The organism is Thermosediminibacter oceani DSM 16646 (genome assembly GCF_000144645.1).
In the GTDB taxonomy this organism is placed as follows: domain Bacteria; phylum Bacillota; class Thermosediminibacteria; order Thermosediminibacterales; family Thermosediminibacteraceae; genus Thermosediminibacter; species Thermosediminibacter oceani.
Genome location: NC_014377.1, coordinates 630423 through 650765 on the forward strand (window position 1 = coordinate 630423; position 20343 = coordinate 650765).

At 47.3% G+C, this 20343-nt stretch carries 18 protein-coding genes, 2 pseudogenes and 1 riboswitch; of the genes and pseudogenes, 11 read left to right on the plus strand and 9 right to left on the minus strand.

Annotated features, from left to right (window positions below):
• Positions 1-26: 26 nt before the first annotated feature.
• From TOCE_RS03170 to TOCE_RS11840, 3 genes are all read right to left on the minus strand, one after another.
• Positions 27-1253, minus strand: coding sequence for a dicarboxylate/amino acid:cation symporter (locus TOCE_RS03170; RefSeq protein WP_013275446.1), 1227 nt, complete (start codon positions 1251-1253; stop codon positions 27-29).
• Between the two features lie 187 nt (positions 1254-1440).
• The gene (locus TOCE_RS03175; protein WP_013275447.1) at positions 1441-1971 is read right to left on the minus strand and encodes a TlpA family protein disulfide reductase; all 531 of its coding nucleotides are present in this window, start codon (positions 1969-1971) and stop codon (positions 1441-1443) included.
• 118 nt (positions 1972-2089) lie between these two features.
• Entirely contained in the window at positions 2090-2725 is a 636-nt protein-coding gene (locus TOCE_RS11840) for a cytochrome c biogenesis CcdA family protein (protein ID WP_013275448.1), read from the minus strand.
• A 195-nt stretch (positions 2726-2920) separates the two neighbouring features.
• Here TOCE_RS11840 and TOCE_RS03190 point away from each other — a divergent pair, with 195 nt between their 5' ends.
• Positions 2921-3604, plus strand: coding sequence for a copper amine oxidase N-terminal domain-containing protein (locus tag TOCE_RS03190; RefSeq protein WP_013275449.1), 684 nt, complete (start codon positions 2921-2923; stop codon positions 3602-3604).
• Between the two features lie 41 nt (positions 3605-3645).
• On the opposite strand, the gene TOCE_RS03195 is transcribed toward TOCE_RS03190, so the two are convergent.
• Positions 3646-4734: a coiled-coil domain-containing protein gene (locus TOCE_RS03195; protein ID WP_013275450.1), complete on the minus strand. Its 1089-nt coding sequence runs from the start codon at positions 4732-4734 to the stop codon at positions 3646-3648.
• Between the two features lie 152 nt (positions 4735-4886).
• On the opposite strand from TOCE_RS03195, the gene TOCE_RS03200 reads away from it, so the two are divergent.
• The 3 genes from TOCE_RS03200 (at position 4887) to TOCE_RS03210 (ending at position 8295) form a co-directional block, all read left to right on the plus strand.
• Positions 4887-5798 carry a DMT family transporter gene (locus TOCE_RS03200; protein ID WP_013275451.1) on the plus strand — a complete coding sequence of 304 codons (912 nt, stop codon included), beginning with the start codon at positions 4887-4889 and terminating at the stop codon, positions 5796-5798.
• Between the two features lie 18 nt (positions 5799-5816).
• Positions 5817-6839 (plus strand): alpha-hydroxy-acid oxidizing protein, encoded by a 1023-nt coding sequence (locus TOCE_RS03205; RefSeq protein WP_013275452.1) that lies wholly within the window; start codon positions 5817-5819, stop codon positions 6837-6839.
• A 73-nt stretch (positions 6840-6912) separates the two neighbouring features.
• Positions 6913-8295 carry a tryptophanase gene (locus TOCE_RS03210; RefSeq protein WP_013275453.1) on the plus strand — a complete coding sequence of 461 codons (1383 nt, stop codon included), beginning with the start codon at positions 6913-6915 and terminating at the stop codon, positions 8293-8295.
• Positions 8296-8341: 46 nt separating this feature from the next.
• Here the strand turns inward: TOCE_RS03210 and ychF are convergent, their stop codons facing one another.
• Entirely contained in the window at positions 8342-9436 is a 1095-nt protein-coding gene (ychF, locus tag TOCE_RS03215; protein WP_013275454.1) for a redox-regulated ATPase YchF, read from the minus strand.
• Positions 9437-9604: 168 nt separating this feature from the next.
• On the opposite strand from ychF, the gene TOCE_RS03220 reads away from it, so the two are divergent.
• On the plus strand, positions 9605-10402 hold the full coding sequence (locus tag TOCE_RS03220) for a Cof-type HAD-IIB family hydrolase (protein ID WP_013275455.1): 798 nt from the start codon (positions 9605-9607) through the stop codon (positions 10400-10402).
• Between the two features lie 5 nt (positions 10403-10407).
• Here the strand turns inward: TOCE_RS03220 and TOCE_RS03225 are convergent, their stop codons facing one another.
• Together TOCE_RS03225 and TOCE_RS03230 are read right to left on the minus strand one after the other, a co-directional pair.
• Complete coding sequence (locus tag TOCE_RS03225; RefSeq protein WP_013275456.1) at positions 10408-11139, minus strand: pseudouridine synthase; 732 nt, start codon at positions 11137-11139, stop codon at positions 10408-10410.
• A 176-nt stretch (positions 11140-11315) separates the two neighbouring features.
• Positions 11316-11717: a hypothetical protein gene (locus TOCE_RS03230; protein WP_013275457.1), complete on the minus strand. Its 402-nt coding sequence runs from the start codon at positions 11715-11717 to the stop codon at positions 11316-11318.
• A 739-nt stretch (positions 11718-12456) separates the two neighbouring features.
• On the opposite strand from TOCE_RS03230, the gene TOCE_RS03235 reads away from it, so the two are divergent.
• From TOCE_RS03235 to TOCE_RS03245, 3 genes are all read left to right on the plus strand, one after another.
• A complete protein-coding gene (locus TOCE_RS03235) occupies positions 12457-12795 on the plus strand; it encodes a hypothetical protein (RefSeq protein ID WP_013275460.1) in 339 nt (112 codons plus the stop codon).
• An 81-nt stretch (positions 12796-12876) separates the two neighbouring features.
• A riboswitch (TPP riboswitch) is annotated at positions 12877-12981 on the plus strand.
• A gap of 128 nt (positions 12982-13109) precedes the next feature.
• A complete protein-coding gene (thiM, locus tag TOCE_RS03240; RefSeq protein WP_041423846.1) occupies positions 13110-13904 on the plus strand; it encodes a hydroxyethylthiazole kinase in 795 nt (264 codons plus the stop codon).
• Between the two features lie 664 nt (positions 13905-14568).
• Entirely contained in the window at positions 14569-14898 is a 330-nt protein-coding gene (locus tag TOCE_RS03245) for a hypothetical protein (RefSeq protein ID WP_013275463.1), read from the plus strand.
• 196 nt (positions 14899-15094) lie between these two features.
• On the opposite strand, the pseudogene TOCE_RS12880 reads toward TOCE_RS03245, so the two are convergent.
• Together TOCE_RS12880 and TOCE_RS12885 are read right to left on the minus strand one after the other, a co-directional pair.
• Positions 15095-15808: pseudogene (locus TOCE_RS12880) on the minus strand (M15 family metallopeptidase); the annotation flags it as partial.
• A pseudogene (locus TOCE_RS12885) lies at positions 15785-16255 on the minus strand (stalk domain-containing protein); the annotation flags it as partial. The pseudogenes TOCE_RS12880 and TOCE_RS12885, both read right to left, overlap by 24 nt.
• Before the next feature lie 188 nt (positions 16256-16443).
• On the opposite strand from TOCE_RS12885, the gene TOCE_RS03255 reads away from it, so the two are divergent.
• From TOCE_RS03255 to TOCE_RS03265, 3 genes are all read left to right on the plus strand, one after another.
• Entirely contained in the window at positions 16444-17592 is a 1149-nt protein-coding gene (locus TOCE_RS03255; protein WP_013275465.1) for a glycerate kinase, read from the plus strand.
• Entirely contained in the window at positions 17593-18978 is a 1386-nt protein-coding gene (locus tag TOCE_RS03260; RefSeq protein ID WP_013275466.1) for a GntP family permease, read from the plus strand.
• Between the two features lie 149 nt (positions 18979-19127).
• The gene (locus TOCE_RS03265) at positions 19128-20306 is read left to right on the plus strand and encodes a CdaR family transcriptional regulator (RefSeq protein WP_013275467.1); all 1179 of its coding nucleotides are present in this window, start codon (positions 19128-19130) and stop codon (positions 20304-20306) included.
• Positions 20307-20343: the final 37 nt, after the last annotated feature.

Below are 20343 nucleotides of genomic sequence, written 5' to 3' on the forward strand. Positions count from 1 at the left end.
TTCCCGAAAAGGGAATGGGGCTTTTGCTACACATTTACCTCAAGAGTAGTATCCTGATTGAGCTCCTTTTCGGTGGCTGCTACCACCACCGATCCGGCTATATCACCCGTCACGTTGATGCACGTCCTGACCATGTCGAGTATGCGATCTATTCCCGCTATGAGGGCTATGCCCTCCAGAGGCAGCCCTACAGACTGCAGCACCATCGTTAGCATTATGAGGCCCGCGCCGGGAACTCCGGCAGTTCCTATGGAAGCCAGGGTGGCAGTAAGTATTATTACTATCTGCTCTGACAATGTCAGGTTAATACCGAAAACCTGAGCGACAAATAGCGCGCAGACCCCCTGGTAAAGGGCGGTACCGTCCATGTTGATGGTGGCGCCCAGCGGCAATACAAAGCTGGATATTGACTTGGACACTCCCAGGTTCTTTTCGGTTGCTTCCATGGAAACCGGAAGGGTCGCCGAACTGCTGCTGGTGGTAAAGGCTACAAGCATAGCCGGTGCGGCGCCTTTGAAGAATTTAACCGGGCTCATCCTGGCAAATAAAAAGACCAGAGAGGAATATACCAGAACGGCGTGGAGGGCGCATCCAAGGTAAACCGTTATTATTACCTTTAGCAGGGGAAGCAGCACCGAAGGTCCATTTGCGGCGACTACGGGGACTATAAGGGCAAAAACGCCTATGGGTGCATACTCCATTATTATCCCGACTATTTTATAGCTGATCTCAGCAAGGCTGTCGAAGAAATTTAGAACGGGTTTTCCCTTCTCACCGGCAAATGTAATGGCTATACCCAGAAAAATGGCAAATACTATGATCTGAAGCATATTGGCTTCAGCCATGGCTTTAATCGGGTTGGTCGGGACGATGTTAAGGAGCGTCTCCACCACCGATGGCGCCTGTTGGACTTCTACTTTGGCATCCGGAGGCAGGGTCATGCCCATGCCGGGGTCAAGGATGTTGCCCAGAATGAGGCCCAGAGCTACAGCAAAAGCGGTGGTGAGAAGATAATAGGTTAGAGTCTTGGCACCGATTCTCCCCAGTTTCCCTACATCACCGGTGCTGGCCGCTCCCACCACCAGCGATGAAAGAACCAGGGGCACTATTATCATTTTGATGAGGTTGAGGAAAAGGTCCCCGAAAGGTTTAATGTATGTCGTGGCCGCGCCGGGAGCCGATGTAAATAAGAGGCCTACAAAGACACCCAGAATAAGACCGATTAAAATCTTGGTCGTGACGTTAATCCTCATTAGATGACCCCCCTTGGATTTTGTATGTTAATAATTTGGATGTTTGTTAGAAAATAAATACTAAAATAAAATAATGACAAAATTATTATAATATCCTTCCCAAGAAAAGTAAAGTAATATTGCAAAAATATTAATTTCTACGGTTTTTTATACAATGATAGTGAGGTGGGTCTTATCTCTACCGGGGTTAGTTCACCAGGGAGTCCAGAATCTGTTTGGTAACCTGCCCTTCTATTCTAGCCTTGATCACCCCGTCTCCGCCGGCTACCACCGTGGTCGGGACCCCTCTTATGAGATAGGACCTTACGGTTTGGGCACTATCATCCTTTAAAACCGTGAAAGTGTATCCCTTGTTTTTGATGTAGGTTGCGACTCTTCCGGCATCCCTGTCCAGGTTTATCATAAGGATCGCTACATTTTCCGGTTTGGTGGCGTTGAATTCTTCGAAGTCGGGCATTTCGGCGAGGCAGTAAGAACAGTTGAGGGACCAGAAGTTCAGGACTACCGTTTTCCCACGGAAGTTTGAGAGCCTTACTTTCCTGCCGGACAGGTCAGGGAGTTCGAAGTCCGGGGCTAAAAAGCCTTCATAGGGTTTTATTTCGGGTTCCGGGTTGGCAGTTTCGACTTTCGTTTTCCCACAGCCTGCAAGGTAAAGCGTTATAAATACGATAACAGTCAGTAGGCCAAAGGTCTTAGACTTTTCCGGAAACGACCTCATCACTTACCTCCTAACGGAAACTTATTCATGGAAGACAAAAGGAAGACATTTCAGTACAAGTGGGAGAGTCCTGCCGTCCGCGAATTTTAAAGCCAGTTAAGAAAAAGTAGCGTTCCCATCAATATAAGGATGGCTCCCGCGGCTTTCTGAAAGAGGGTGAGGTACGGGTTGATCCGGGGTGCGATGGCGTTGACCCTTTCGGCGGCCAGGGCCAGTAGAAAAAAGGTAGAGCGAGGCCTGCGGAGAAAATGAGAAGCAATACAGCGCCGGCTTTAAAATCCTGTGTGCTGCCGGCCATCAAGAGAACCGACGACAGTACCGGCCCCAGACAGGGCGTCCAGCCCAGAGAAAAGGCGCACCCCATTATAAAAGCGGAGAGCGGCGTTACTCTCCGAAAATGCGGGTGGCCCCGCCTTTCCCTCATGAAGAAGGGGATTTTCAGGGCGCTGACGAGGAACAGCCCGAAAATTATTACAAAAATACCCGCAATTCTCGAAAGAATAATTCGGTTAACCAGTAGGAATTGACCCAAGGCGGTTACCGAAAGCCCAAGTGAGGTGAAAATCAGGGAAAAACCGGTAATAAAGCATATGCTGTTGGTGATTAGGACCGCCCTTTTTTCGAATTTGCTGATACCACCGCCGGCCAGAACGGAAAGATACGCGGGCAGCAGAGGTAGCGTGCAGGGGGAGAAAAAGGTCAGAATACCTGCCAGGAATGCGGTTCCTATGCTCAGGTTGCTGATTTGCGCCATCCTTCCGCTTCCCTTCCGATTTAAGTAAGTAAATTATAACATATTTATATTAAACCGGATGATAAAATATTCAACAGCTCGAGTTGGTGTTGTAAAAGGACTCAAGTATGATTCCTCTAAGACATTAGGACGATACCTCAAAAAAGCAAGACGTGTTATCGTATTTCTGTAATAAAAAAATAAGGAGGGGTTTCGATGAAAAAGAGTATATTTAAAGTTCTATGCCTTACTCTCATCATGCTTTTGACTTTATCGACGGTAGCTTTTGCACTGCCCGGAAAGTACAGCAACCCAGACAAGGTCAGGGGCGAGGTCAAGGTAGGAGAGAAAAAGGAACATAAAAATTATAAAATGGAAGAACGAATTAAGAACGACATAAAAGAAAAAATGAGTAACATGAAGGAGTTTAAAGCAAAGATAATGGTAAATAAAAAGGAAATGAAATGCGATGTGCCACCGGTAATAAAGGACGGTAGGACGTTGATCCCGCTGAGAGCCATTATGAACGGTTTCGGAGCAACGGTGACCTGGGACCAGGTATCAAAGGCGGTTTACCTGGTAAAACAGGATATAAAAATTACAATATTTGTCGGGAGCAACACGATATATGTCAATGAAAAACAGGTGACTTTAGACGTTCCGGCCCAGATGATCAGTAACAGGACCTTCGTGCCCTTGAGGTTTATAAGCGAGGTGCTCGGTAATAAGGTAAATTATGACGCAACCACCGGTGATATAGAGATAGAGGAAAGGCTGGATGTTGAAGAAGAAGTAGAATTGGGAGAAGAAAATGATGACGACTGGGTCCAGGATCAAGCCGGGGACGATGATGTAGGAGCCGAATTGGAAAATCAGCAGGAAGTAAATCCAGAGGTGTAAGAAGCGGGCAACCCCGCCTGAAGGCGGGGTTGTTTTTTTATTTAGTATTTTTTGAGGTATAGGATCAGCTTACCCTCTTCGGTAGAGATCGAGGTAATTTTCAGGTCGTAGGGCAAGGGCGGTGGGGTAAAGGAAAGGTCATGGCCTTTCGTCAAATCGTGGATTACCTCCGGAGGAAGCAACACGCCGTTAAACTCCACTCTGATGGGAATTATTTTTATCTTGTTATTTTCCTCCAGTTCCAGCCTGCAGGTAATCGAGTACAGCGGTTTTCCGTCGGGGCCTTTTTCGGATAAGGTAATGCCTTCCGGACTGAACGTGAAATACGCGTTTTTGAGCTTATCGTTGCCGGAGAAAAGTTTCTCGGTGATGCTTTTATCTATAAATTCAGCTCTGGCCGTCAGGGTGAGATAGTTTACCTTCAGGCTGTCAGGACTGATGCTGCTCCACGGTAGGGAAGATAGATTTTTTAAAAGATAATCGAGGGAGGGTAGGGCTTCCTGCCAGTTTTTGCTTATTTTTTCCAAATTTACGGTGTTTTCCAATATATTTTTAGCTCTAATGAGCTCCTGTTCTTTCTGAGCTAGGGCTTCCTGAAGCTCTTTAAGAGCTTTGCGGGCTTCTTCCTCCAGAGCCTGGATCTCTTTTTGTTTTTCCATAATATACGATTCCTCCCGCTTTTTATAAAGTAGGAGATTCCTGGTCTCCGAAATTATATTATTATAATATTCCAGCACTCGAGTAATGTTGTCGAATCGCCTTAAAAAATCGCCCAAATCTTCAGCGCCGACGAGCACAGCGAGGAAAGTCCCCATACCGCCTTTATAGCTGAATACCACCCAGCGGGCCAGCTTTTTTTTGCGCTCTTTCAGCTGGCCGTCCAGGCGGTTTAATTCCAGGCGCTTGGCGGCGAGGGCCTTTTTTAATTCACCGTTCTGGAAAGAAAGTTCATTTATCTTTCGGGCGAGGGCATGAATTCTGGAATCCAGCTTGAGGATCTCCTCAATAATCCCCTGCTCCGTCTCGTTTTGTGAGTACATGGGGAAAGCGGAGATTATAGTAAACCTGCTGGTGAATACTGAGGTTAAAAAAATGATTGTCAGCAGAATTCCGAAGACCTTCCTGATCATTTCGGCTTCCCAACCCTTTAAAAAAGAGCTTTCTTTATAAAATTATTCTATATATAGGAAAAAATTCCCTCGTTTCCGAGAATAAAAGCCTTTAAAAAGCTTAATGAATTTTCCGGTTTATTGTATAATGAAAATGTAATGGAGGTGTTAGCTTGACAGCAGAGACAAAGGCATACGTAAGTTTGCTGGGGGTGGCTTTTTTTTGGGGGACTTCCTTTGCCGTTTCAAAAATAGGCCTTAAAAGTCTACCGCCAATGTATCTTGCAATTCTAAGGTTTTCCATCGCTTCTATAATTTTTTATGCACTGCTCAGAAAAAACTATTATGGCTACAAGATTCGGCAAAAGGATAAACCTCTTCTTTGGTTTCTCGGCGTGCTCGGCATTTCTTCTTATTTTTATGTACAGTACACGGGGTTGAGCCTGACTACGACGGTGAACACCGCTATAATAATAGCTACGAGTCCGATATTTACCGCATTGCTGTCTTCCCTGCTTTTTCGCCAGGAGAGGCTTTCATTAAATAAACTTTTAGGAATTTTGATGGGTTTTACCGGCATATTTTTGATATTTGCGGGTGGCACCGGCGTATCCTTCGGTAGCGAGACTCTAAGGGGGGACCTTCTCATCCTGTGCAACTCCGTGGCCTGGGCTTTCTTTACCGTGATGGGTAAAAGACTGGTGGACGCTTACGATCCCTTTGTGGTAATAGCCCACATAAACATCTACGGCACCATCACCATGCTGCCCCTGGCTTTTTCGCGCACATTTCTCAATTTGCTCATGAGCATCGGGCTTGAGACCTGGCTGGCCGCGTTATATCTTGCTCTGACCTGTTCGGTCTTCGGGTATTACATGTGGTACCGGGGGGTAAGGGTCCTGGGAGCATCCAGGACGGCCGTCTTTAATTATGTTAATCCTCTCTTTGCGGTTACCATAGGGATTCTGTTTTTAAAGGAACCATGGAACCTGTTCACCCTGGTCGGCGGAGCCGCGATCCTGCTTGGAGTATACGTGGCTTCGTTAAAGGGCGGGCAGGTAGCTCTTATAAAAAATAAAAGCTGAATCGGGGGTGGTGTTTACATGAACATTAACGAAATAAAGAAAAACGCCAGGGAAAAGATGAAGGGGTACTGCCGGGTATGCAGGTTTTGCGACGGAGTGGCCTGCGCCGGGGAAGTGCCGGGGATGGGAGGTACAGGCACCGGTTCGTCCTTCAGGGCCAACGTCCAGGCCCTGGCACGGGTCAGGCTCAACATGAGGACCCTTCACGGTGCGAAAGACCCGGACATCACCGTTGAACTCTTCGGCAGGAAGCTTTCGATGCCCATTCTGGCCGCACCGATAACCGGCTCCGAGTACAACATGGGAGGCGCCGTGCCGGAAGAGGAATTCATACAGATGGTCATTTCCGGAAGTAAGGCAGCCGGTACCATAGGTATGTGCGGCGACGGAGGAAATCCACTGTTTTACGATTCCGGCCTGAAAGCCATCGAAAAAGAAGGTGGCCACGGTATAGCCGTGATGAAGCCCAGGGAGAACGACGTGGCCTTGCGGATGGCGGAAAGGGCGAAAATTATAGGAGCGGTTGCCGTAGGTATGGATGTGGATGGAGCCGGACTTATCACCATGGCTCTAATGGGCCAGCCGGTAGGGCCCAAGACCCGGGAAGAGCTGGAAGAAATCATATCGAAGGTCGGTGTGCCCTTCATTCTGAAGGGGATAATGACGGTGGACGAGGCCCAGCTGGCCTACGAGGTGGGCGCAAAAGCTATAGTTGTCTCCAATCACGGAGGCAGGATACTGGACAGCACACCGGGAGTAGCGGAAGTCCTGCCGGCCATTGCCGAAAAGCTGAAGGGGAAGATCACCATCCTGGCTGATGGTGGCGTGAGGTCCGGCGTGGATGTGCTGAAATACCTGGCCCTGGGGGCCGACGCCGTGCTGGTGGGAAGGCCGGTAATAATCGGCGCTTACGGCGGGGGTGCCGAGGGGGTAAAGGTGGTACTGGAGACAATGGCAAAGGAACTCAAGCAGGCGATGATACTTACGGGGTGCAACGATATAGCTTCGATAGGTGATCATGTCATTTATAAGCCCCAATAACAGCGTTAGAATCAGGAGGGGGGGGGTAAAAGCAAAACTTTGGCTGGATCAAAATTTACAGGGAGGTTATAAAATGCCGGACGATCTCACGAAAATGGCGGAACCATACCGCATCAAGATGGTGGAACCTCTGAGGGTGTTATCCAGGGAGGAAAGGATACAGAAGATAAAAGAAGCGGGCTATAATACCTTTTTGTTGAAGTCGGAGGACGTTTATATCGACCTTCTGACCGACAGCGGCACTTCGAGCGATTACCAGTGGGCCGGAATGATAATGGGCGACGAAGCCTACGCCGGCAGCAGGAACTTCATCCACCTTTACGAAGCGGTAAAGGACATTTTCGGCTACAACTACATGGTACCCACCCACCAGGGCAGGGGTGCCGAGAGGGTGCTGTTCCCGCTGCTTATAAAGAAGGGACAGTACGTTATCGGCAACATGCACTTCGATACGACCAAAGCTCATATCGAGATGGCGGGCGGCACTGCGGTCAATATGGTAATTAAGGAAGCGGAGGATACCGAAAATTACCACCCCTTCAAAGGCAACTTCGACGTGGAGCGGATGGAGAGGTTCATCCGGGAGAAGGGTTCCGAAAACATAGCTTTCATACTCGCTACCGTTACGTGCAACAGCGCCGGCGGCCAACCCGTTTCTATGGAGAACATAAAAGAAGTGAAGCGGGTCGCTGACAAATACGGCATAAGGTTCTTCATCGATGCGGCTCGTTTTGCCGAAAATGCTTATTTTATCAAGCAGAGGGAAAAAGGGTACGAAAATAAGTCGATTAAGGAAATCGTAAGGGAAATGTTCTCTTACGCCGAAGGCTTCACCATGTCGGCCAAGAAGGACGCACTGGTGAACATCGGAGGAATGATCGCGATAAAGGACGACGAGGACCTCTTCAGGAAAGTGCAGAACATGGTCGTGCCTCTTGAAGGATTCGTAACTTACGGGGGCCTTGCCGGCAGGGATATGGAGGCCATGGCAAGGGGTCTGGAGGAAGGGTTAAGCGAGGATTACCTGCACTGGAGGATCAACCAGGTGAAGTACCTGGGCGATAAGCTCAGGGAAGCCGGGATACCCATCCAGTACCCGACCGGCGGCCATGCAGTGTTCATCGATGGAAAAAAATTCCTCTCCCACGTGCCTCAGGAACAGTTTCCATCCCAGGCCATCTGCGTTGAGCTTTATATAGAAGCGGGCATCAGGGGCGTTGAAGTCGGAGCACTCCTGGCGGGAAGGGACCCGGTAACCGGAAAGGAGATTCTTCCCGCACTTGATTTCGTGAGACTCACCATACCGAGAAGGGTTTATACCAACAGCCACATGGATGTGGTGGCCGAGGCTGTAAAGAGGGTCTATGCCAGAAGGGACAGCATCAAAGGGCTGAGGTTCGTTTATGAGCCTCCGATTCTGAGGCACTTTACCGCCAGACTCGAACCGGTAGAGTAATGCTTTGGACCATAAAAATAAGGCGGGTGATTGCCCGCCTTTAAACTTATACATTGAACCTGAAGAAAATCACGTCCCCGTCCCGCACCACATAATCTTTACCTTCCAGCCGGACGAGGCCCTTTTCTTTTGCTGCCTGCTGGCTGCCGCAGGCCATCAGGTCGGCGTAAGAAATCACTTCGGCCCGAATGAAACCCCGCTCGAAATCGCTGTGGATCCTGCCGGCGGCCTGGGGTGCTTTTGTGCCCTCCCGTATGGTCCAGGCCCTCACCTCTTTGGGACCGGCGGTGAAAAAGGTTATGAGACCCAGCAGGCGGTATCCCGCCCTTATAACTCTGTTCAGACCCGGCTCGTCAAGCCCGTAGGCCGAAAGGAGCTCGACTTTTTCCGGGTCGGGCAGGTCCGCCAGTTCGGCTTCTACTTTGGCGCATAAGGAGATAACCTGGGAACCTTCTTTTTCTGCGTATTCCCTCACTCTTTTGACCAATTCGTTTTCCCCGCCGGCAATCAGATCGTCTTCGGAGATGTTAGCCACGTATAGCACCGGTTTTGCAGTGAGCAGGCAGAGCTGCCTTACAATTTTCTGCTCCTCTTCTGTTAAATCCACAGCCCTGGCGGGCAAATTTTTCTCCAGAGATTCCTTCAAGCGTTCCAGCACCGAAAGTTCTTCCAGGTACTGCTTTTCTCCTGACTTGGCCTGCTTGCTGACTCTATCTATCCGGCGTCCCAGGGTTTCCAGGTCGGCGAATATGAGTTCCAGATTTATGGTTTCGATATCCCTTATCGGGTCGACGCTACCGTCCACGTGGACCACGTTGGGGTCTTCGAAGCACCTTACCACATGGGCTATGGCGTCCACTTCCCGAATATGAGAAAGGAATTTATTCCCGAGGCCTTCGCCGCGGCTGGCACCCCTGACCAGGCCTGCAATGTCTACGAACCTGATGGTGGCTGGTGTCACCTTCTGAGGATTCTCAAGTTTTGCAAGTTCGTCCAGCCTGCGGTCCGGCACCGCCACCACTCCGACGTTGGGCTCTATGGTGCAGAAGGGGTAATTGGCGCACTCGGCTCCCGCCTTTGTTATAGCATTAAAAAGGGTGCTTTTGCCCACATTGGGCAGCCCCACTATACCGATCTCCATTTTCTTTACTCCTTTCGAGAATTTGTCCCACTTTTTGTATTATACCAGCACGGAAATTTACTGTAAACACGGCGCTCATTAGTTTGCGGACAAGGCAGGATTTTTGAGCCGGGATATAGAAATAATACCGGGGAACCCGTAAATTTTGAACTATTGGAGGAAGATGAAATGAAGTACAGGCTTGTCGTAACGGACCTGGACGGAACGCTGCTTGACAACGAAAAAAGGGTATCAAGCGCTAATATCGAAGCTATAAAAAGATTAAGGGAAGCAGGTATCATGTTTACAATAGCCACCGGCAGGGGGGAAAGAGCCGCAGGGCCTTTCATAAAACTGCTGGGAATAGACATGCCGGCGGTCCTTTTCAACGGCGGTGAGATTTATGACCCTTCGAGAGGGCCGGTTTACACCAGTTACTTGGAAAAAGATGTTTTCCACTTGGTGATAGACCACTTCAGGAACAGCGAAATGGGAATAGTGACCTTCCATCACGACCGGATATTTATAGCCGATTTAAAACCGTCCCATGACCTTTATCTTAAAAGGGAAAAGGTGGAAGTTGAAAGGCTGAAGGACCCGGAGGAAGTAGACGAAGTTAATAAGATCCTGCTGGTGGGCGATGTGCCCCTCGCTAAAAAGATGATGGCCGAGCTCGAGAAAAAAGCAGGAATCCGTATAAATCACGTGCAGTCGGACAGGTTTTACCTGGAGGTAATACCGGATGGGGTTTCAAAAGCGGAGGGATTGAGAAAGCTGTGCGATATCCTGGGGATTGACCGGCAGAGCGTTGTAGCGATAGGGGATAACATGAACGACCTTTCCATGATAGAATTCGCCGGCTTAGGGGTTGCCGTAGAAAATGCCGAGGAAGAGATAAAAAGGGCAGCGGGGTTGATTGTACCAGCGAACACGGAAAACGGCGTGGCCTATTTAATAAAGAAGATTATCGAAGGCGATATTACCTGACATTTTTACAGGTTTACCGCCTCCGTTAAAATCCTTATCTCCTCATCGGTGAGTTCGCGCCACTCACCCGGCTCCAGGTTTTCATCCAGCTTTAAAGGCCCCATTGAAAGGCGCTTCAGGTAAGTCACTTCTTTGCCTCTGGCTTTCATCATCCGCTTGATCTGGTGGAACTTGCCTTCGTATATTGTTACCAGAGCCGAAGAAACCTCTCCGGCTTCCAGTATTTCCAGTTTTGCCGGGAGCGCCCTGTAATCCCCAAGGAAAACGCCTTCTTTAAAGGCCTTGACGTCTTCCTCTACAAGGCGACCTTTTACTTCCACGTAGTAGACCTTTTCGACTTTTTTTCTGGGGGATAGCAGCCTGTGGGCGAGTTGGCCGTCGTCGGTGAGAAGGAGCAGTCCTTCCGCGTCCTTGTCAAGCCTTCCTACAGGAAATAGATTTCTGTGGGAGAATTCATCTTCCAGCAGGTCTATTACCGTGGTCTCTCGCCTGTCGTGGGTGGCGGAAATAACTCCTTGGGGTTTGTTCATCATGATGTAGATATGTTCTTTGAAAATCAGCAGCTCGCCCGAAACGCTTATGGAATCAACGGCAGGGGCCACCGGTGTACCGGCATCGGTGACGACCCGGCCGTTCACCTCTACTTCTCCCCGCTTTATTATTTTCTTCACATCCTTGCGGCTGCCGTAACCTGCCATACTGAGGACCTTGTCAAGACGCTCTGTTTTTTCAGCCATTTCACAAACCTCGCTTGATGATTTCTACATTTTATATAATATATCATTCCTGCAATAAAAGGCAAAATCTTTTTCTCACAATTTTTATATACAAAGAGTTTAAAAAAATGAAGCAGTATCTCGGAAGCGTCTAGTTAAAAAATACAAGGGTACTTTCGGTACCCTTGTGCTCAATATTACTTAACAATCGTGTACAGGAAATTTGCCATAAGGTGCTGAAATTCTTCGGTTTTCATAAGGCTTAAAAACATGGGAACCCATTTGTCGGTAGGCTGCACGGTACCGCCCCGGTCAGTGAATTCGAGGGTCTTTCCTTCTAGCTTCATCTGCGCTTTTTCAGTGATTTGAGTAAAGCACTCTACTGCGCACTTCGTCAGGTCTATGGAATTTGAAATCTTATCCAGAGCTTCTTTTAGATTTCCCGTGGTTATGGCTTGCCGGAGCAGCTTTTTGCCGACAGTGGTGAATGAAACAGGTTCATTTTCGGGAGTTTGCGTTGCTTCACTTTCCTCATTTTTAATTAAACTTTCCTGTTCCTCAGGCTCTTTAAAAGCATTTTCAAGTTCCTCTTTGGCCATGGATAACCCTCCTTCTTCCTATTGGCTTTTTGAGCTAATATATAATATGAAATTTCCTAAAACCTTGCCCTTGTGGCGTAATAGTAAAGCCCTGCAAGTATCAAAAAAAACCCTGGATGTATATACTACATCCAGGGATTTGCTGCGATGTATTCTAATTTTAGGAGCACAGAACTATTATCACCACCGGCAGTAAGAATACTAATATAATGATGGGGAAAAACCACCACCACTGTATGTGGGTCAAGTCAGCCATTGCTGCACCTCCCTTCTACCGTCTCTCCTACTTTCATAATATGCTTTAACTTCATAGGGTGCTAAGACAAAAAACTGCGATAAGCTCCGGGAGCTTTTTCCCCGGAGCCTTCTTACTAATTTTAGACCGCCTGACCCAGAACTATTATTATGATCGGGAAGAAGAATACTACTATAATAATGGGAATGAACAGCCACCACCACCAGTTAAAGCTTCTCTGGGGCTTTGCAACGTCGGGCATCTTGGCACCTCCTTTTACGTTTCTACTGATATAGTATTCAAGGGATATTCATGTGTGAATTGAGGGAATAAAAAGACGTTCTTTGTTTCAGACAACATTTAACAAATTTATAAATATGTAGATATCTTGCCATTTAAAAACAACGTTACGAGAATTTATCAGCATATTGATTTCCTTTAAGGTTATTTTAAATATTAGAGTGAAAGAAAAATTGTGCCTTTTGATGGCAAAGGAGTGATTTTATGCGGTCTTTCAGGCCTTTTTTGGCAGGCGTTTTTGCCGCCGCAATGGCTTATGTCCTGAGCCCTCAAGTCAAAAAAAGGGTCAGGCCTATGGTTGAAAAGGGCATGGAAAAGGTATCGGGCATGACCGAAAAGGGAAAGGAAAAAGTGGTAGAAATTAAGCACATGATGACTAAAAAAGTGATGGATGAAGGAGAACAGGTGGACCAGCTTGGCTATTATGAAGAACTGGAGCGGCTGAAAGAGGAGAGAAACCAGTATTTAGAAGAAATCAAGGAACTAAAAGAGTTGGTAAATCATCTATATGATGAAATTAGGGAACTAAAAAACAAAAGCTGAGAGAGCCGTCCCCCGCGGCTCCATTTTTTTATTCCCGTTGACACCCGGCGGCTTTTTGTATATAATTCTACCAAAGCTGAATAAAACTACCGGGGGTGCTGCGAAGAGCGGCTGAGACGGGAATTTTCCCGAACCCTTGAACCTGTTTGGGTAATGCCAGCGGAGGGAGGGTAGTTGTTTTTAGGCGTTTCGTACCTCCTTGGTACGAATTTTTTATTTTTTGGAGAGGAGGGTTTACTAAGCCCGGGCGAGAAAAACCCTGACTGCCAAAGGCGTGGTGAAATGCTGATTAAAGATCGGGGGAGGAGTCCATGATGATTGAGGGTCTGCTTGAAAAAGTGCGGAGTCAAAAACCCCTTGTCCACCACATCACCAATATTGTGACGGTCAACGACTGCGCCAACGTGACCTTGGCGATTGGAGCATTGCCCGTGATGGCTCACGCGCTGGAAGAAGTTGAGGACATGGTAAAGGCGGCGTCGAGCCTCGTGCTGAACATCGGCACCCTTACGCCAAAGCAGGTGGAAGCCATGATCAAGGCCGGAAAAAAGGCGAATGAGCTGGGGGTACCCGTTGTGCTGGACCCGGTGGGGGCCGGAGCCACGCCCCTCAGGACCGAAAGTGCCAAAAGGATACTGAGAGAGGTGAAAGTATCCGTGATAAAGGGCAACAGCGCTGAAATCGGAGTGCTTGCCGGTGCCGGCGGAAAGATCCGGGGGGTCGAAGCCGTCGGCAGCAGCGAAAACCTTTTGGCAGCGGCAAAGAAAATGGCTAAAGACTTAGGGTCTACTGTTGTGATATCGGGAGTAAGAGATATAGTTACCGACGGGGATAGGGTAGGGTATGTGGACAACGGTCACCGCTGGATGGGAACCATAACCGGCACGGGATGCATGCTGGCGTCGGTGATCGGCAGCTTCTGCGGTGTGGAAAGGGATTGCTTCAAAGCTTCCACTGCAGCATTGGTCGCCTTCGGTCTTGCCGGAGAACTGGCGGCGGAAAGACCGGAAGTCCGCGGCCCGGCGAGCTTTAAGGTGTGCTTCTTCGACGAACTTTACAATTTAACGAAAGAAAAGATACGAGCGGGAATGAAATATTCGCTTGCATAAGGAGCGGGAAAACCCCGCTCTTTTTTATTTCTTTAATTAGATACAGACTGTGTGGAAGGAATAAAAAAATTCATTGACTTTCGTAAAATTTTTGTATATTTTAGGGGAAGACAGAATACTGTCATCTTATTTAAGGGGAGAACAAAAATGAGGTTTATTTTTAACAAATTTGTTTTATTTTCTTCAATCATATTTGTTATTTTGTTTACCGTTAACCTTTATGAACCCACAGCTTTGGATTTTATTGGGGCAATTGTTGGCGGGATTATATCGGGAATAATTATAGGAACGATTTTGTATGTTATCCGTAAGATCTTAACTTAAGGAGTGATTAGATTGGGTACAAGATTCGCTAAAAAGGTTTAGCTGGCTTGGTGCCATGGTCTTTACTGAAGAAGAACTATCGAGGCAGGTACGCGAAGCATCCCGGTAAAACATAAACTCAAACGACGTTAATCGCCTCCCATATAACGGGGCGCAATTTATATGGAAATAAAAGGGGCGTTTTACGCCCACTTATTATTTATAAACATTTAGGAAGGTACTTTCTCAAATCACACGCTGGTTATACAATTAATTTTTAATAAAATGCGGTTATATTTTGAACCGGTTATGTCCTCTTTTTATACATAGAGAGAAGATACGATGAAAGGAGGAGCACTCCGTGGAAATGTTTACTTACGATTTTCTGAGCACGTTGACGGGGACGGTAACCGCAACGGTACTCGTGGTGGAATTTTTAAAAGAACTGGGTCCTATAAAAAAAATACCCACCCGGTGGGTGGTGTTTGCTGTATCGGAAATGATAGTTATAATCACGAGCATTGCAAGGGGGAACTTCGGGATAATCAATCTACCGTTGTATTTTTTGAACGGATTGCTAGTCACCACCTTAGCAATGGGCAGCTGGCACCTGCTCTGCTACAATCTTCGGGATATCACGGTTAAGCACCGGATATACATACCTCCCGGCAGATGGAAGACGTTGAAATAAAGGTTTTTCCCGTTTATTTTTTTGCCATTATAGGCTTTTTATCAATCTTTACGGTTACAATAAGGCCGCCGGTATTATCCGAAGACGCATCGACAGCTAGTCCATTGGTTGTAAAAACATCAATATCCGATAGCCAACCGGCGTTCCCCAGGTAATAGATCCGGAAAGTTTCACCGGTTTCGGAAGTGTATTCTATCCGCCGGTTCTTCTTGAGGTATTCTATATACTCCTCCAAGCACATCTTCTTTTTTGTTATGATTTCCGCATGGGGTTTACCTACATAACGGTAGTGCCAGGGTTCGTAAATTATCTTGGTGATATTCTGCTTATCTTTTGGATAGCGCAAAATAAACCCGTACTTGTAAGAATTTTTAATTAACCATTTACCCTCTCTAGTTTGGTCAAACACTTCTTCAAGCCCTTTGGTACGCTGCAGCAATGTTCTTGAAAAAATGTCTACCGCAAGGCCTGTCTGATGTTCACTGGTACCGGGTACCGCTACCACTCTTCCCGCCAGACGTTTTGCATCGCTCATTGTTTTACCCAGTTTTCTGTATGTATTTACCTTATTATTGAACAGGGTGCTTTGATAGCTGTAAGGACGGTAAGCGCTCGTTACTATTAGTCCTGGAACGCCTTCTTTTTTAGCAGCTTTAAACATTTGAACCAGCTGGTTTGCTGCTTCAGCGGTTAATTTCAGATCGGACTTGTTCCCTGGTACTTTACCGTCCAGCTTGCTCAGAGATGTAGGTGAGTAGCCCTTTCCCGCGGGATAAGATTGATTTACCAGTATTAAATTGCCTTTATTTATGTACTTAAATGTGGCTTTAGCAGCATTGAGCGAACGCTCTGTCCCCCAATTCTGTTTTCTTCCTATAGTTATCCTGCCGGTAGCGGAATCAACGGAAATATACTCGCTGGGCACGTAGTTTAAAACTGCTAGGGATACATACATTTGGCCGTTCTTTATCCGCACAGCGCCTGCATGTACGGGGGTGTTGTTTATCAAGACATAATTTGCACCATTTTTGGCCTGCAATTTAAATCCTTTGCCGGTTAATATACTGGTGTCGGTAGCGCTATTCCATTGCAGACTGCCCCCCACCATATCGGAAATAAACCGGATGGGGACTAAACGGTTATTGCTATCGGCTTTGGAGGCCGGATCCAGTTCTATGCTGACCCCGCTAGATCCCAAATGAAGTGAACTTACTGCGAACGTAAAGCTGGAGATGGACAGTACGAATACTACAATAAGTAAAATCAAAATCTTTTTTTTCACTTTTTTACCCCCAATACTGCTTAGAACTTCGGCTTCAAAAAACCAGTTCTGACCGTGAAACCTGTCCACTAACATTATATACCAGAAACTTGAGATTTACTATGGTTTGATTAAAAAATTAAAAATATTTTTTGCACAAAATTTTCTTTATGTTATTTTGCTCAAAAAATAGAAATAAATTTGATGGAATTTGAGCAAAGTGAATATTACAATTTTATTAATATTGGGATAGAATTAAACAAAAAGCGGAATCGGAGGTCTATATGAAGGTACTAATTGCACCTGATTCCTTTAAGGGAAGCCTTACTTCACTTCAGGCGGCAAATGCTATGGAAAGGGGCGTCTTGAAAGCAGCGTTCAGCGCCAATGCGGTTGTGGAGGTATATAAAATCCCGATGGCCGACGGCGGGGAGGGCACCGTGGAGGCAGTAATCTGTGCCGCGGGTGGGAGAATCGTAAAAACCCGGGTTTTAGACCCGCTGGGGAGGACAATCAATTCTTTTTTCGGCGTGCTCTCGGACGGTACCGCCGTAATAGAGATGGCCGCGGCTTCGGGGTTGAACCTTTTGAAACCCGGAGAAAGAAACCCCATGGTGACCACCACTTACGGCACCGGCCAGCTTATAAGGTCGGCGCTTGATCACGGGTGCAGAAAACTCATAATAGGCATAGGCGGCAGCGCTACCAACGATGGTGGCGTAGGCATGGCTCAGGCCCTTGGCGTAAAGTTCCTGGATGCCGAAGGTAAGAATATAGGTTTTGGAGGTGGTGAACTTTCAAAAATAGAGAGGATTGATATTTCGGGACTTGACCCCAGGGTAAAAGGAGCCGATATAGTTGTAGCGTGCGATGTGAAAAACGTGCTGTGCGGTCCGCAAGGTGCGTCGGCGGTTTACGGACCTCAAAAGGGCGCGACGCCGGAAATGGTCGAAATTTTGGATGAGAATCTCAGACACCTTGCAGAAGTGATAAAAGTGGACCTTGGAAAGGATATAGCTGAAGTCCCCGGTTCCGGTGCAGCGGGTGGCCTCGGGGCGGCTTTAATGGCTTTTTTAAATTCAAAGTTACGGCCGGGAATAGAGATTATGATGGATATAACGCATTTTTCTGATAGAGTTTCGAACGCGAACCTGATAATTACAGGAGAAGGTTGCACGGATTACCAGACCCTTTTCGGCAAGGTGCCCTTTGGAATTGGACAGGTTGCGAAAAGGTTTAATAAGCCGGTGATATGCATTTCCGGCTCTCTTGGAGAAGATTATGAGCAACTTTATGATGCGGGAATCACGGCATTGTTCAGCATAATAAATAGACCCATGACGCTGGAAGAGGCCATGGAAAGGGGGGAAGAGCTGCTCGAGAAAGTTTCCGAGAACGTATTCAGACTATATTTGAGTCGGGAGGTAAGATAAATGACACCGGAACAGCTGGCTGCCGCGAAGGCGGTGATGGTTCACGGTCCCCTGTTGATTATCATAGTGGTACTTGCAATACTATTTATCATTTTTGCTACCGCAAAGCTTAAGATCCACCCGTTTATGGCGCTTTTGCTCGCCGCATACGGTGTAGGTTTTTTGAGCAGAATGCCCGTTGAATTTATAGGCCCGGTAATAGCGCAGGGATTCGGCAACTTGATGACAAATATAGGACTTGTCATAGTTTTCGGCACCATAATAGGTACCATAATGGAAAAATCGGGAGCGGCTCTGAAAATGGCCGAGGTGGTTCTCGATGTAGTCGGAATCAAGAGGTCGCCTCTGGCTATGAGCATAATTGGCTATATTACCAGCATCCCGGTTTTCTGCGATTCGGGGTACGTGATACTAACTCCCCTCAACAAAGCTCTGGCCAAGAGAGCCAAAATCCCCATGGCCATAATGGCCGTTGCTCTGTCGACAGGACTCTATGCCACGCACACGCTGGTGCCGCCTACACCGGGGCCTATAGCGGCTGCAGGGAACGTCGGCGCGGACCTCGGCCTTGTAATCCTGGTAGGCATGGTGGTATCGATACCGGCGGCTCTTACCGGACTCTGGTGGGCTTACAGGCTTGGAAGAAATATAGAATCTGAAATGGATCAGACGAATATAAGCTATGATGAATTGAAAAAACAATTCCACAAACTTCCGGGAACAGTCAAATCTTTTATACCAATTGTAGTACCGATATTACTTATAGCCTTTGCTTCGGTGGCAAAGTTTACGGAATATGCCGGTCCGGGCAGCGAATTTATAGTATTCTTCGGTACGCCGGTCAACGCACTCATGATAGGTATGCTGCTTTCTCTGACTCTACTTCCGAGGTTTGACGAAGAGACCCTCATGAACTGGGTCGGACAGGGAATAAAGGACTCGGCGATTATCCTGCTGATAACCGGAGCGGGTGGTTCCCTAGGAGCCGTGCTGTCGGCAACTCCTATTTCCGACTACATTAAGACGTTGGCTGGAGGGAACGTATCCGGCGGCATTTTCGGGTTAATTCTGGTGTTCGTAATAGCTGCACTGCTGAAAACAGCCCAAGGGTCCTCCACGGTGGCTCTGGTCACCACCTCCAGCTTAATAGCTCCCATGCTGCCTCAGCTCGGGTTGACGTCTCCCATGGATCTTGCTTTAACAGTGATGGCTATAGGGGCAGGGGCAATGACGGTATCCCATGTTAACGACAGCTACTTCTGGGTCGTATCGCAGTTTTCGGGATTAAAGATCACCGACGCTTACAAAGCCCAGACGATGGGCACTCTTCTTGAAGGCCTGGTGTCTTTTGTCACCACGCTGATACTTTTCGTAATACTCCATTGATCACAAATAGGGAAAATCTAAAAAGCCTGCGCAAGTATCAGCGCAGGCTTTTTCTTCTGGAGGATGTAAATCTCCTTAAAGTTTTTAAAAGGATTTTATCAATGTAAGGCGAATTACATAATTATAATTTTTATGATCGGGGTGGTAAATTGGAAATCACCCATCGGTACGCTCAGACCATTGTCGACAGGACCATGAAGATCCTCGGCTATAACATAAATATAATGGACAGCCGGGGAATTATAGTGGGAAGCGGAGATAAAAAGAGAATAAATACCTTCCACCAGGGTGCCGCAGAAGTAATCAGAACCGGGAAACCCGTAGAGATAACTTCCGATATGGCTCGAAACCTGGAAGGGGTAAAGCCGGGCGTCAACCTGCCCATTTACCTGAACGACAGGATAGTAGGGGTTGTCGGGATTACAGGGGAACCTGCTCAGGTGCGCCCTTTTGGAGAACTCCTGAAGGTATCGGTGGAGACCATGCTGCAGGAGGCTTTCCTCGCCGAGCAATTCAGAGCGCACCAGAATGCCAGGGATCTTTATATGTACGACCTTATTATGGGAAATTTCGATGACGAGGAGTTATTCAAGATAAGAGGAGCCGCTCTCGGGTTCGATATGAACCTCCCCAGGGTCGCCGTCGCGATTAAGGTGGAGGATCTGAATGCGAGTAACAGTTATGCTGGGGAACTGATTTTGCAGAAAAAGAGGGAGTACCTCTTAAATTGCATAAAGACGGCTTTTGACAACCCCCAGAATATTATAGGCTACAGCGGTAGCAGCAGTTTTACGGTGTTCTGCGTCGTAGGTGAGACTGATACCCGGAAAATTAAAAGACAGGTGCTGGGGTATGTTGGAAGGCTTGAATCTCTGCTAAAAAAGGATCGGTTCCGGTTCAGAGCCGGGATCGGGAAATTTCATCAGGGGTTGAGAGGACTGAAAAAGTCCTATTCCGAAGCAATTCGGGCGCTGTTGATAGGTGAAAAGGCGGGTAATCCTTTAAGCGTCCTTTTTGTAGCCGACGTCAGCCTGGAAATTTTGATTGACAGCATACCTGAAGAAGTATTAGAAAATTTTCTCGACAACCTTTTACCCGGCGGTCAGGTTCTGGAGGTTATAAAAAAGCCTAAGTTCCTTCAGGTGCTCAGGGCTTTCTTTGAGAGCGATTTGAATATCAGCACGGCGGCCAGGAGATTGAAAATATCGCGAAACACCGTAGTAAATCGCCTGGAGAAGATAAAAGAAATAACGGGCCTTAATGCCCGGAAACTCTGCGATGCACTTAAGCTGAAATTGCTGCTTTTGATATGCGAGTTGGATAAATAAAAAGATATAAATCCCGAACGGTACTCTATTAGAAAAT